This window comes from Streptomyces sp. NPDC050315 (assembly GCF_040655775.1).
Lineage (GTDB): Bacteria > Actinomycetota > Actinomycetes > Streptomycetales > Streptomycetaceae > Streptomyces.
Genome location: NZ_JBFAKN010000002.1, coordinates 789,176 through 801,774, shown reverse-complemented (window position 1 = coordinate 801,774; position 12,599 = coordinate 789,176). Strand labels below are relative to the sequence as shown.

12 protein-coding genes are annotated in these 12,599 nt (G+C 72.5%); 7 read left to right on the top strand and 5 right to left on the bottom strand.

Going from position 1 to position 12,599, the window contains the following annotated elements; genetic code table 11:
- Positions 1 to 70 precede the first annotated feature (70 nt).
- The gene (locus tag AB0I82_RS10580) at positions 71 to 1,693 is read left to right on the top strand and encodes a hypothetical protein (RefSeq protein ID WP_363256765.1); all 1,623 of its coding nucleotides are present in this window, start codon (positions 71 to 73) and stop codon (positions 1,691 to 1,693) included.
- A 73-nt stretch (positions 1,694 to 1,766) separates the two neighbouring features.
- Here AB0I82_RS10580 and AB0I82_RS10575 read toward each other — a convergent pair whose 3' ends face one another.
- Positions 1,767 to 3,077 carry a 6-phospho-beta-glucosidase gene (locus AB0I82_RS10575; RefSeq protein WP_363256764.1) on the bottom strand — a complete coding sequence of 437 codons (1,311 nt, stop codon included), beginning with the start codon at positions 3,075 to 3,077 and terminating at the stop codon, positions 1,767 to 1,769.
- Positions 3,078 to 3,213: 136 nt separating this feature from the next.
- On the opposite strand from AB0I82_RS10575, the gene AB0I82_RS10570 reads away from it, so the two are divergent.
- The 4 genes from AB0I82_RS10570 (at position 3,214) to AB0I82_RS10555 (ending at position 7,408) form a co-directional block, all read left to right on the top strand.
- Complete coding sequence (locus tag AB0I82_RS10570) at positions 3,214 to 4,371, top strand: PfkB family carbohydrate kinase (protein ID WP_363256763.1); 1,158 nt, start codon at positions 3,214 to 3,216, stop codon at positions 4,369 to 4,371.
- Positions 4,372 to 4,522: 151 nt separating this feature from the next.
- Complete coding sequence (locus AB0I82_RS10565) at positions 4,523 to 5,578, top strand: PhoH family protein (RefSeq protein ID WP_363256762.1); 1,056 nt, start codon at positions 4,523 to 4,525, stop codon at positions 5,576 to 5,578.
- An 11-nt stretch (positions 5,579 to 5,589) separates the two neighbouring features.
- Positions 5,590 to 6,087, top strand: a complete 498-nt coding sequence (gene ybeY / locus AB0I82_RS10560; protein ID WP_030249473.1) for an rRNA maturation RNase YbeY — start codon at positions 5,590 to 5,592, stop codon at positions 6,085 to 6,087.
- A gap of 4 nt (positions 6,088 to 6,091) precedes the next feature.
- Positions 6,092 to 7,408: a hemolysin family protein gene (locus tag AB0I82_RS10555; RefSeq protein WP_363256761.1), complete on the top strand. Its 1,317-nt coding sequence runs from the start codon at positions 6,092 to 6,094 to the stop codon at positions 7,406 to 7,408.
- On the opposite strand, the gene AB0I82_RS10550 is transcribed toward AB0I82_RS10555, so the two are convergent.
- The gene (locus tag AB0I82_RS10550) at positions 7,405 to 8,028 is read right to left on the bottom strand and encodes a class I SAM-dependent methyltransferase (protein ID WP_363256760.1); all 624 of its coding nucleotides are present in this window, start codon (positions 8,026 to 8,028) and stop codon (positions 7,405 to 7,407) included. The two genes, AB0I82_RS10555 and AB0I82_RS10550, sit on opposite strands and share 4 nt — an antisense overlap.
- A gap of 91 nt (positions 8,029 to 8,119) precedes the next feature.
- Between AB0I82_RS10550 and AB0I82_RS10545 the strand changes: the two genes are divergently transcribed.
- On the top strand, positions 8,120 to 8,473 hold the full coding sequence (locus AB0I82_RS10545) for a cytidine deaminase (protein ID WP_363256759.1): 354 nt from the start codon (positions 8,120 to 8,122) through the stop codon (positions 8,471 to 8,473).
- A 98-nt stretch (positions 8,474 to 8,571) separates the two neighbouring features.
- A complete protein-coding gene (gene era / locus AB0I82_RS10540; protein WP_363256758.1) occupies positions 8,572 to 9,510 on the top strand; it encodes a GTPase Era in 939 nt (312 codons plus the stop codon).
- A 13-nt stretch (positions 9,511 to 9,523) separates the two neighbouring features.
- Here the strand turns inward: era and AB0I82_RS10535 are convergent, their stop codons facing one another.
- The 3 genes from AB0I82_RS10535 to AB0I82_RS10525 form a co-directional block, all read right to left on the bottom strand.
- A complete protein-coding gene (locus AB0I82_RS10535) occupies positions 9,524 to 10,789 on the bottom strand; it encodes an MFS transporter (protein WP_363256757.1) in 1,266 nt (421 codons plus the stop codon).
- Between the two features lie 134 nt (positions 10,790 to 10,923).
- Positions 10,924 to 11,190, bottom strand: a complete 267-nt coding sequence (locus AB0I82_RS10530) for a protealysin inhibitor emfourin (RefSeq protein ID WP_363256756.1) — start codon at positions 11,188 to 11,190, stop codon at positions 10,924 to 10,926.
- Positions 11,191 to 11,255: 65 nt separating this feature from the next.
- Positions 11,256 to 12,350, bottom strand: a complete 1,095-nt coding sequence (locus AB0I82_RS10525) for a M4 family metallopeptidase (RefSeq protein WP_363256755.1) — start codon at positions 12,348 to 12,350, stop codon at positions 11,256 to 11,258.
- Between the last annotated feature and the right edge of the window lie 249 nt (positions 12,351 to 12,599).

Sequence of the window (12,599 nt, the reverse complement as noted above, 5' to 3'; positions counted from 1 at the left end):
CTGCCGGTTTTCGAACCTTTGCGCCGCTATCCCATGCGCACCAGGAGTGCGGCCGGTTAACGTGCTCCGTATGGCAATCAGCACCGCACCGACCGCTCCTGGCTACGCCCTGCTGATTGCTGCCGATCCGCCGACCCGTCGGCCGCTGTCGGCGACCGCCGCGCTGCCGCAGCTGGCGGCCGTTCCGCCGGCGCGGCTCGTGGGCGCTCCGTACGCCAGCGCGGTACAGCTGGCGAACCCGGACGACCCGAATACGGTGCTGACCCACATCCGCACCGCGGCCGCCGTCGACGGGCCGCTGCTGATCTACGTCGCGGGGCACCTCCAGGTCGACGGGCGGCAGGGCAAGCTGCATCTGGCGCTGGCCCGGACCGTGCACCGCACGGTCCGGTACACGGCGCTGCCGTGGCACTGGCTCGCCGCGGAGCTGCAGCACCGTCCGCCGGGCAGCACGACGGTACTGGCCGATCTGGCGGCGGAGCCGGAGATCTGGCACGACCTGGGCAGGGGGAAGCTGTCGCTGGGCGGACCGTTCCTGCTGTACGGCACGGTGCAGCGGAGCGACAAGCGGCATCAGCTCGCGCCGGCGTACACGCACGCCCTGACGCGGGTGTTGCGGGCGGTGGGGGAGACGGGGGCCGCGGCGGAGCGGCCCGGTACGGAGGAGTTGCACGACTGGGCGCTGCGTGAGGCGGGGCTGGACGGCGGGGTGACGCTGTGGCTGGCACCGGAGCGGGCGCCGGCGTGGCGGCAGACGCCGGAGCAGGCGGGGGCATGGGGTCAGGCGCCGGTGCCGAGTCCGGCTCCTGCGCCCGCGGCCGCGTCGGCTCCGACGCCTGCACCGGCTCCGGCGCCTGGGGCTGCTCCCGCGCGCGAGTCCGCTCCCGCGCCGGCGTCTGTACCGGCTCCCGCGCCCGAGTCCGCGCCGACTCCGGCGCCTGCGCCTGGGCCTGCGCCTGCACCCGCTCCGGCTCCCACGCCCGAGTTCGCCCCGGCGCCCGCGCCTACCCCGGCGCCCGCGCCTACCCCGGCGCCTGTGCCCGGTTCAGCTCCTGCGCCCGCGCCTGCCCCGGCTCCCGCGCCCGAGTCCGCCCCGGCTCCCGCTCCCGCGCCCACTCCGGCACCCGCGCCCACTCCGGCTTCCGCGCCCGCTCCAGCACCGGCGCAGCCCACTCAGCCCACACACTCCACGCAGCCCACACCCCCCGGCCGGCCCCCCATCCCCGTAGTGGCCGCCATACCCCCCGTGCCCGATGCGGCGCCTGCCGTCGATCCGCATCACGCCGTGTTCGCCGCGGCCGCGGCCGGGCGGCACGGGGAGGCCGCCGCGATGGCCGCGGCCTGGGAGCAGGCCGCGCTGCGGAGCCACGGGCCGGTGTCGCCCGAGGCGGTGCACTGGATCGAGGTACAGGCGGAGCTGGCCCGGCAGGCCGACGAGCCGGTGCGGGCGAGCGGGCTGTGGATGCGGTCCGCGCACGTCCGGCTGGCCGGTGGGCAGGGCGAGACGCACCCCGAGGTCACCGCCGCCGTCGACCGTGCCCACCACTGCTGGCACCAGATCAGCAACGGCGAAGAGGCCCGGAAGCTGGGCGAGGAGCTGGCGAACCTCCGCAGCCGGGTGCCCGGCAGGAGCGGCGCCCGCGACGACGTACAGCGCCGCCTCGCCGCCCTGGCGGAGTCCGTCAGCCGCTGAGCGCCCGGGGCGCCGAACCGCGCCGGCCGAGCTCGGCCGCCGAACCGCGAACCGCGCCCCCCTGGCGGAACGTTCAGTCCGCCGCCCGCTCCAGGATGCGGGCGGCCACCGCCGGTGAGTCCACCAGAGGGTGCAGCGCGAGCGCCCGTAGGGCCGCGTCGCGCTCCTTGAAGACGGCGGCCTCCACCGTCGCCCGTTCCACCGCCTTCAGCTGGAGCATCAGCCCCAGTTGGTCATTGCGGAGCGGGGCGCACGGCAGCGGCCGGGCGCCGTCCGCGCCCACCTCGCACACCGTCTCGATGATGGCCTCGGGGGCGAGCGCCGGAACCGTCGTACCGTTGCGCACATTCAGGATCAGCCGGGCCCGCCGGTCGCCCGCGATCGCGTGCATCAGGGCCAGCGCCACCCGGTCGTACCCGCCGCCCTCCAGGTCACAGCTGTCGCGCTGCCAGCCGCCGCTCGCCTCCCGGCTCTCCGCCATGTACGTCTCCTCGCGCTCCAGGCGCGTGCGCTCCCACAGCGCGTACGCGTCCTCCGGGCGCCGGCCCGCCGCCTCGAAGAAGCCGCCCTGCTGCCGGTCGAGGAAGGCGCCGCGGGTCTCGTCCGCCGCCCGTACGGAGGCGAGCGTCTCGCGGCGGAAGTAGTAGTAATGCAGGTACTCGTTGGGGAGCGCCCCGAGGGCGTGCAGCCACTCGGCCCCGAAGAGCCGGCCCTCCTCGAACGACCCGAGCGCTTCGGGGTCGGCGAGCAGCCCGGGGAGCAGGTCGCGGCCCTCGTAGGACAGCGACCGCAGCCACCCGAGGTGGTTCAGCCCCACGTAGTCGTAGTCCACCGCATCCGGATCGGCGCCCGCAGCGCGCGCGGCCCGGCGCACCAGGCCCACCGGCGAGTCACAGATGCCGATCACCCGCTCGCCCAGCACCTCCGCCATCGCCTCGGTGACCATTCCGGCCGGATTGGTGAAGTTGATGACCCAGGCGTCCGGGGCCAGCGCCGCGGCCCGCTCGGCGATGTGCAGCGCCACGGGGATGGTGCGCAGCCCGTAGAGCACGCCGCCCGCGCCCACCGTCTCCTGGCCGAGCACGCCCTCGGCGAGCGGGATCCGTTCGTCCACGACGCGCCCCGCGGTGCCGCCGACCCGGATCGCGGAGAACACGAAGTCCGCGCCGCGCAGGGCGTCGTCGAGGTCCGTCGCGAGCCGCACCCGTACCGGCCGCTCCCGCCCCGCCGCCTGCCGCTCCAGTACGGCCGCGATGACCCGCAGCCGGTCCGCGTCGGTGTCGTACAGCGTCACCTCCGTCACGGCCCGCGCGGGATCGTCGAGCAGCGCGCGGTGCACCAGCGGCACCCGAAACCCACCACCACCGAGAATCGTCAGCCTCATGGGCCGGAACGTACCGCACGAAGGCGGGCCGGAACGCACCGCACAAAGATGCGCCGGAAGCCGCCCCGCTCGCAGCCATGGCCACCCCTGATCCGGCACACTGGCGTGACGTGCACGGACGAAAGGGGCAGGCAAGGTGAGCGCTCACAGCGGAGAACAGTTCGCCCCCACGAGTCCCACGCCGGCGGTGCTCGACCCGCTCGCCGCCCTTCGGGGACCGCGGGACCCGGCCACGGACGTCTATCTCACCGGCACGGTCTTCCTCGACATCATCTTCACCGGGCTGGACTCGGCGCCGGTCCGCGGCACCGAGTCCTGGGCGCGCGGCATGGGGTCGAGCCCCGGCGGGGTCGCGAACATGGCCACCGCGCTGGCCCGGCTCGGGCTGCACACCTCGCTGGCGGCGGCCTTCGGGGACGACATGTACGGCGAGTACTGCTGGGACGCGCTGCGCCAAGGGGAGGGCATCGACCTGTCGATGTCGCGGAAGGTGCCCGGGTGGCACTCGCCGGTGACCGTCTCCATGGCGTACGAGGGCGAGCGCACGATGGTGTCGCACGGGCACGAGGCGCCGCCGCCGGAGTCCGCCTTCGACGGGGCGCACGCGCCGGGGTGCCCGCCCGCCTCACGCGCCTGCGTCGCCTCGCTGGTGCCGGGGCGGCGGGAGGGCTGGCTGGGCTGCGCGGCCGGCCGCGGCGCCCGGATCTTCGCGGACGTGGGCTGGGACGACACCGGGCGCTGGGACCCGGCCGACCTCGCCGACCTCGAACACTGCGAGGCGTTCCTGCCGAACGCGGAGGAGGCGATGCGGTACACGCGTACGGACTCGCCGCAGGCCGCCGCGCGCAAGCTCGCCGACCTGGTGCCGGTCGCCGTGGTCACCATGGGCGCGCGGGGCGCGTGCGCGGTGGACGCGCGTACCGGCGAGTGCGCCGAGGTCCCGGCGATCGCGGTGGAGGCGCTGGACCCCACGGGCGCGGGCGACGTCTTCGTGGCGGGCTTCGTCACGGGCACGCTCGCGGGCTGGCCGCTGGCCGACCGGCTGGCGTTCGCGGGCCTGACGGCGGCGCTGTCGGTGCAGGAGTTCGGCGGCTCGCTGTCCGCGCCCGGCTGGTCGGAGATCGCCGCGTGGTGGCAGCGGGTACGCGATCACCACACGGAGGCCGCGGCACCGGGCGACGCACTCCCGCTGCGGGAGCGGTACGCCTTCCTGGAGGGCGTACTCCCGGCCGCCTACCGCCAGTGGCCCCTGGCCCGCGCCCTCCCCACAATCGGCTTCCGCCGGTCCGGCTAGCGGTTCCCCCGCAGGGCCTCCGCCCCCTCCACCTCCCCTCCCCGAAAAGTTCTCCGTCGATGTCGGTGGTGCGTCGTACCCTGGACGTGCTCAGGAGAGCCGCAGGCATCGCTACGTAGAAATGGGGATCAGCAGGCCACAGAGCCGGCCCATGACGCAGACACCCACTAATCAGCAGGCGCGCGCCCAGTTCACCGTCCCGCCCAAGCACCCCATGGTCACGGTCCTGGGGTCGGGCGACGCGTTGCTGCGCGTGATCGAGAACGCCTTTCCGGCAGCCGACATCCACGTCCGTGGCAATGAGGTCAGCGCCGTCGGAGATCCCGCGGACGTCGCGCTGATCCAGCGCCTGTTCGACGAGATGATGCTGGTGCTCCGCACCGGACAGCCGATGACGGAGGACGCAGTGGAACGCTCGATCGCCATGCTGCGCTCGGCGGAGAACGGCGACGGCGGGACGAGCGAGACCCCCGCAGAGGTGCTCACTCAGAACATCCTCTCCAACCGGGGCCGCACGATCCGTCCCAAGACGCTGAACCAGAAGCGGTACGTCGACGCCATCGACAAGCACACCGTCGTCTTCGGCATCGGCCCCGCCGGTACGGGCAAGACCTACCTCGCCATGGCCAAGGCGGTGCAGGCCCTGCAGTCCAAGCAGGTCAACCGCATCATCCTGACCCGGCCCGCGGTCGAGGCGGGCGAGCGTCTGGGCTTCCTGCCCGGCACGCTCTACGAGAAGATCGACCCGTATCTGCGCCCGCTCTACGACGCGCTGCACGACATGCTCGACCCCGACTCCATCCCGCGCCTGATGGCCGCGGGGACGATCGAGGTCGCGCCGCTGGCGTACATGCGAGGCCGGACGCTGAACGACGCGTTCATCATCCTCGACGAGGCGCAGAACACCAGCCCCGAGCAGATGAAGATGTTCCTCACCCGCCTCGGCTTCGACTCGAAGATCGTGATCACGGGCGATGTGACGCAGATCGACCTGCCCGGCGGCACGAAGAGCGGTCTGCGCCAGGTGCAGGAGATCCTGGAGGGCGTGGACGACGTCCATTTCTCGCGCCTCACCAGCACCGATGTCGTCCGGCACAAGCTCGTGGGCCGTATCGTCGACGCGTACGAGAAGTACGACAGCCGCAATGGCCAGAACGACGGTCGCTCCGGCCAGCACGACAGCCGCAGCCGCAACGGAAAGCACTGAGCAGAACAACGATGGCAATCGACGTCAACAACGAGTCCGGCACGGACATCGACGAGCAGGCGATCCTGGATGTCGCCCGCTACGCGCTCGCCCGGATGCGCATCCACCCGCTGTCCGAGCTCTCGGTCATCGTCGTCGACGCCGACGCCATGGAGCAGCTCCACATCCAGTGGATGGACCTCCCGGGCCCGACCGACGTGATGTCCTTCCCGATGGACGAGCTGCGGCCGCCGGCCAAGGACGAGGAGGAGCCCCCGCAGGGGCTGCTCGGCGACATCGTGCTCTGCCCCGAGGTCGCCACGAAGCAGGGCGAGGAGGCGCCGACCGGGCACTCCATGGACGAGGAGCTGCAGCTGCTCACCGTCCACGGCGTCCTCCACCTCCTCGGGTACGACCACGAGGAGCCGGACGAGAAGGCCGAGATGTTCGGGCTGCAGGCCGCGATCATCGACGGCTGGCGGGCCGAGCGCGGCATCGAGGGCCCGTCCCCCGCGCCCACCACCCGGTGACGCGGTGTCCGTCCAGCTGATCGCCGTCGCGGTCCTCCTCGTCGTGGTCGCCTGGCTCGCCGCCTGCGCGGAGACGGGCCTCGCCCGCACGACCAGCTTCCGCGCCGAGGAGGCCGTACGGTCGGGGCGCCGCGGCAGTACGAAGCTCGCCGCGGTCGCCGCCGACCCCACCCGCTATCTGAACGTCGCCCTGCTGGTGCGGGTCGGCTGCGAGATGGCCGCGGCCGTCGTCGTCACGTACGCGTGCGTGCGGCGGTTCGAGGAGACGTGGGAGGCGCTGACCGTCGCCATCGCGGTGATGGTGCTCGTCTCGTACGTCGCGGTCGGGGTCTCCCCTCGTACGATCGGCCGCCAGCACCCGCTGAACACGGCCACGGCAGCGGCGTACGTCCTGCTGCCGCTGGCCCGCATCATGGGCCCGATCCCGCAGCTGCTGATCCTGATCGGTAATGCCCTCACCCCCGGCAAGGGCTTCCGCAAGGGGCCGTTCGCCTCCGAGGCCGAGCTGCGCGCGATGGTCGACCTCGCGGAGCAGGAGTCGCTGATCGAGGACGAGGAGCGCCGCATGGTGCACTCGGTCTTCCAGCTCGGCGACACCCTCGTGCGCGAGGTGATGGTGCCGCGCACCGACCTGGTCTCGGTCGAGCGCTTCAAGACCATCCGCCAGGCGCTCACGCTCGCGCTGCGCTCCGGGTTCTCGCGCATCCCCGTGACGGGGGAGAGCGAGGACGATGTGGTGGGTGTGGTGTACGTGAAGGATCTCGCCCGGAAGGTGCACATCAGCCGGGACGCGGAGACGGAGCTGGTCTCGACGGCGATGCGGCCCGCGGCGTTCGTGCCGGACACGAAGAACGCCGGTGATCTGCTGCGGGAGATGCAGCGGGATCGCAACCACGTCGCCGTCGTGATCGACGAGTACGGCGGCACGGCCGGCATCGTCACCATCGAGGACATCCTCGAAGAGATCGTCGGCGAGATCACCGACGAGTACGACCGCGAGCTGCCGCCCGTGCAGGAGCTGGGCGAGGGGCGGTACCGGGTCACGGCCCGCCTCGACATCGGCGACCTCGGCGAGCTGTACGGCCTGGAGCTGGACGACGAGGACGTGGAGACGGTCGGCGGGCTGCTGGCCAAGCGGCTGGGGCGGGTGCCGATCGCGGGCGCGCAGGCGGAGGTCGACCTCTCCGAGGACGCCGTGGACCCGGCCCTCAAGGCGCTGCGGCTCACGGCCGAGTCGCCGGCGGGACGCCGGAACAAGATCGTCACGGTACTGGTGGAGCCGGTCGGCACCGAAGGCGCCGGGAGCACCCCCGACGACTAGCGGGCCACCGCCGTACCCAAGGAGTCGGCACCCATCGGCTTGGGGGCGCCCTTCTCGTAGAACGTCTCGATCTCCGTGACCGTGAAGCCTGCCGATGTCAGCATGTCGGCCACCGGCCGGGTGAGGTGACAGCCGCCGAGGAGACGTGCGTTGAGCGGGTCCAGGCGGCGCTGCCACTGGCGTACGGACCGGTCCTCCTCCGGGGCCAGGCCGTGTTCGAGGAAACGCAGGGTGCCGCCCGGCTTGAGGACCCGCCGGACCTCGCGGAGGGCGGCCCCGGCGTCGGGGATGGTGCACAGCGTCCAGGTGGAAAGGGCGGCGTCGAAGGTGTTGTCCTCGAAGGGGAGGGACTGGCCGTCCAGACCGGCCCGGTGGACCGGCGTACGGGAGGCGCGCAGGCGGGCCCCGGCGAGCTGCCAGCCGAGGTCGGAGGGCTCGATGGCGGCCACGCTGGTGACGGCGGGCGGATAGAAGGGCACGTTGTGCCCCGTACCGAAGCCGATCTCGATGATCTCGCCCTTGAGGGGCGCGCAGACCTGGCGCCGCAGGGGTTTGGTGGGTTTCATCCCGCAGGCGACGTCGATGATGCGCGGGAGGACGCGTTCTGAGTAGATGCCCATGCGGACCGCCTCCGTATTCCGCTCTCAGCTCCCAGCGTAGGCGCGCGGGGGCCGGTGCGCCGCTGGTCAGCGAACGCATATCCTCGGCCGTATGAGCGAAGCCGCAGCGATGGACCCGGAAGACCGCAAGATCATCACGCTCGCCCGTTCGGCGCGCGCCCGCAACGGTGTCGCCGAGGGCGCCGCCGTACGGGACGAGACCGGACGGACGTACGTCGCGGGCACCGTGTCCCTCGACTCCCTCAAGCTGAGCGCCCTGCAGACTGCCGTGGCGATGGCCGTCGCGAGCGGCGCGCAGTCCCTGGAGGCCGCCGCGGTGGTCACCGACGCGGCGACCGCGGCCGACGCGGACCGCGCGGCCGTCCGCGACCTGGGCGGCGCGGAGACCCCCGTACTGGTCGCCGGCCCCGACGGTGTCCTCCGCGAGACCGTCAAGGCGGGCTGAGCGCCACAGCGCCTCGGCGCCACTGATGTACCGCTGACCCACCGGTCCGGCCGGGCCGGTGGTCGGTGTCATGCCCGCGATCGGGGAGAATGGGCGCCATGAGCGTTCGTACAGACTCCTCCGCCCCGCACCGCGCCGGCTTCGCGTGCTTCGTCGGCCGCCCGAACGCGGGCAAGTCCACCCTGACGAACGCTCTCGTCGGTACGAAGGTGGCCATCACCTCCAACCGGCCGCAGACCACCCGGCACACCGTCCGCGGCATCGTGCACCGCCCGGACGCGCAGCTGGTCCTCGTCGACACCCCCGGCCTGCACAAGCCGCGCACGCTGCTGGGCGAGCGGCTGAACGACGTCGTGCGGACCACCTGGGCCGAGGTCGACGTGATCGGCTTCTGCCTGCCGGCCGACCAGAAGCTCGGCCCGGGGGACCGTTTCATCGCCGGTGAGCTGGCCGGTATCAAGAAGACCCCGAAGGTCGCCATCGTGACCAAGAGCGACCTGGTCGACTCCAAGGCGCTCGCCGAGCAGCTGCTCGCCATCGACAAGCTGGGCCAGGAGCTCGGGATCGAGTGGGCCGAGATCATTCCGGTGTCGGCGGTGGGCGACAGCCAGGTGGGGCTGCTCGCCGATCTGCTCGTGCCGATGCTGCCCGAGAGCCCGCCGCTGTACCCGGAGGGCGACCTCACCGACGAGCCCGAGCAGGTCATGGTCGCCGAGCTGATCCGGGAGGCGGCGCTGGAGGGCGTGCGGGACGAGCTGCCGCACTCCATCGCGGTCGTGGTGGAGGAGATGCTGCCGCGCGAGGACCGGCCCGCCGAGAAGCCGCTGCTGGACGTGCACGCGATCGTCTACATCGAGCGGCCCAGCCAGAAGGGCATCATCATCGGCCCCAAGGGCAAGCGCCTGAAGGAGGTCGGGATGAAGTCCCGCAAGCACATCGAGGCGTTGCTCGGCACCCCCGTCTACCTCGACCTGCACGTCAAGGTCGCCAAGGACTGGCAGCGCGACCCGAAGCAGCTCCGCAAGCTGGGCTTCTAGCCCCGGTGTTCCGCTAGTCCACGCCCCGGATGCGGCGTACGAAGAGCGCGCCCGTGAGGGCGATGGCCGCGGCCAGGAGGTACAGCACCGGGTAGCCGCCCAGGTGGCGGACCACCGGTGCCGCCAGGGCCGGGGCTGCGACCTGGGGCAGGGAGTTGGCGATGTTGATGACGCCGAGGTCCTTGCCGCGGTCCGCCGCGGTCGGCAGGACATCCGTCATCAGCGCGAAGTCCACGGACATGAAGACGCCGAAACCGATGCCCAGCGTGCCGGCCGCCACCAGCGCCCCGGGCCAGCTCTGCCAGCAGGCGAGCACCGCGGTGGCCGCCGCCATCAGCACGCCCGCCCACAGGACGAACGGCTTGCGGCGGCCGATGCGGTCCGACCAGAAGCCGGCGGTCACGACGGTCGCCAGCAGCAGCGCCGTGTTGACCGCGGTGAGGATCAGCACCCCGGTCGGCGGATCGGGGTGGTGCAGCGCGTCGCGCAGGTAGTACAGCAAGTACAGCAGCGCGATCGAGTTCCCGAGGTTGACCAGGAAGCGGGTCAGCCAGGCCCAGGCCAGGTCCGGGTGGCGGCGCGGGCTGATCCAGAAGCCGGTCAGGAACGCGCGCCAGGCGAACGGCGGGCGCCGGCCGGCGGGCAGCACCAGGTCGCGGTGGAGCAGGACGTACGGGAGCGTCGCGAGGACCGTGAAGGCGGCGCAGGCCAGATAGCCCGCCGCGATGCCGCCGGCCGCGGTCGCCAGCCCCGTGCCCGCCAGTACGCCCAGGATCTGGGCCGCGCCCAGCCAGCCGCCGACCGCCCCGCGCTGCCGCCGCGGCACCCGGTCCGGCACCGCGGCGGTGAGCGCGGCGTACGCGGCGCTCAGCGCCAGCTGGACCAGGCACCAGCCCAGCAGCAGGGACAGCACGCCGTCCGCCGTGGCCAGCAGCGCGAGCGCGCCGGCGCCGGCCGGCACACCGCCCGCGATCCACGGCGTACGGCGGCCGAAGCGGGAGGCCGTACGGTCCGAGGCGGCGCCGAAGAGCGGCGTGGCGACCAGCGCGACGGCCGCGCCGCAGCCGGTCACCCAGGCCAGTACGGTCTCCTTCGAGGTGCCGGCCGGGGCCAGCTCGGCGGCCTGCAGGGCCAGCAGGATCTGCAGCGGCCCGAACCACCCGACCCAGATCGCCCCACTGGCCAGCACGAGCGCCGCCGTCCAGCCGCGCCCGACCGGCACGACGGGCTCGGCCAGCGCGTCCTCGACGCCGTACCGGTCCAGGTGCTGGGAGGTCACCCTCAGATCCTCCGCCACCGGGGCCTGCCCGCCCGGGAGCAGCGCGGCCGGGCGGCTCATCCGAGTGGCCGCCGCCCCATCGGAAACGTGTCAAGGGCGCGGGCGGAGCCGCCCACCCGCGCCCTTGACACGCGCTATGAGCCTTCCTTCAGCACCCGGGTGATCAGCTTGCGCTGGTGGTCGGTCAGCCGGGGGTCCGCGCAGTACACGGTCCGGTCGCCGACGGTGATCTGGTACGTGAACCCGTCCGGCACCCCGACGGGCGGTTCGCTCCGCCCGTCGGCCAGCGCCCGCTCGACCAGGTCGTCCCATTGGGCGGCATCGGCCCGGTCAGCGGTGTCGATCTCGGCGTGCTTCTCGATGCCGGCGAATCCGCCGGTACGCCTCACCTGAATCCGCATGGCCGCAGCCTTCTCCTCGGGACGACCCCGGTCAATGACCGCCGCGGGTCAATGACCGAGGCCGGTCAGTGACGCACGTTGTTGGTGACGCCCACCTGGGACCAGGCTTTCAGCAGCGCCTGGTGTTCCTCGCCCTGTTCGCCGTAGCGGGCCTTGGCCGCGTCGATCGTCAGCCTGGCGAAGTCCGCGAACTGGGCGTCCTTGGCGAGCTTGCCGCCGGTCAGCACGTCGTACCAGATCTGCCCGGCCCGCTCCCAGGCGTTGCCGCCCAGGGAGACCGCCGCGAGGTAGAAGGCGTGGTTGGGGATGCCGGAGTTGATGTGCACCCCGCCGTTGTCCTGCGAGGTCTCCACATACCCGTCCATCGTGGCGGGCTGCGGGTCCTTGCCCAGCACATCGTCGTCGTACGCCGTGCCGGGCGCCTTCATCGAGCGCAGCGCGGTCCCCTTGTCGACGTCCGGGCCGAGCAGCCCGTCACCGATCAGCCAGTCCGCCTGGTCGGCGCTCTGCTGGAGGGAGTACTGCTTGATCAGCGAGCCGAAGACGTCCGAGACGGACTCGTTCAGCGCGCCGGACTGGCCGAGGTACTCCAGGTTGGCGGTGTACTGGGTGACGCCGTGCGTCAGCTCGTGCCCGATGACGTCCAGGGCGGTGGTGAAGTCCAGGAACAGCTCGCCGTCGCCGTCCCCGAAGACCATCCGCTCGCCGTCCCAGAAGGCGTTGTTGTACTCCCTGCCGTAGTGGACCGTGGCGTCCAGCGGCAGGCCCTTGCCGTCGATGGAGTGCCGGCTGTAGATCTTGGAAAACAGGTCGAAGGTGTGGCCGAGGCCGCCGAAGGCGCGGTTGACGGAGGAGTCCTGGCCCGCCGGGTCGGACTCGCCGCGGACCTTCGTGCCGGGCAGGGTCTCGGTGTGCTCCGCGTCATAGATCGTGCGCTGCGGCTTGTCGCTGCCGGCCCGGGCTTCGGCCGGCGCGGCGAGGCTGCGGATGGTGAGGCGGCGGCGGGTGCGCTGCAGGGCGTCGTGTTCCAGGGTGCGGCGCGCCCGGCCGGCCCGGGCGCTGTCTTCGGCCTGCGCGAGGTGGTCGAGGATGTGCGGGGGGACGATCCCGCAGAAGACCGGGCGGACAGCATGACTCTGATTCGAGGAAGTGGCGTCCATGCGGCGAGCGTGGCACCGCGTGTGTGCCGTGTCACTCCCCGCTGCGGAGATTCCCGCGAATGTGTGCTTGCTCGCTAAACGGCCACAAGGGATCTCCGGTCCCGCATACTGATACGGGACATCCAACTGACACAGGTCTCCGCTAGGGTGCAGAGCATCATGCGTTTCGGGCTGCTTCTCCTTAGCTGCCGCGGCGAGGGCCTGTAGTCGTAGGCCGACCCCCTCCCCGCGGAGTTCGGTGTTGCGGTG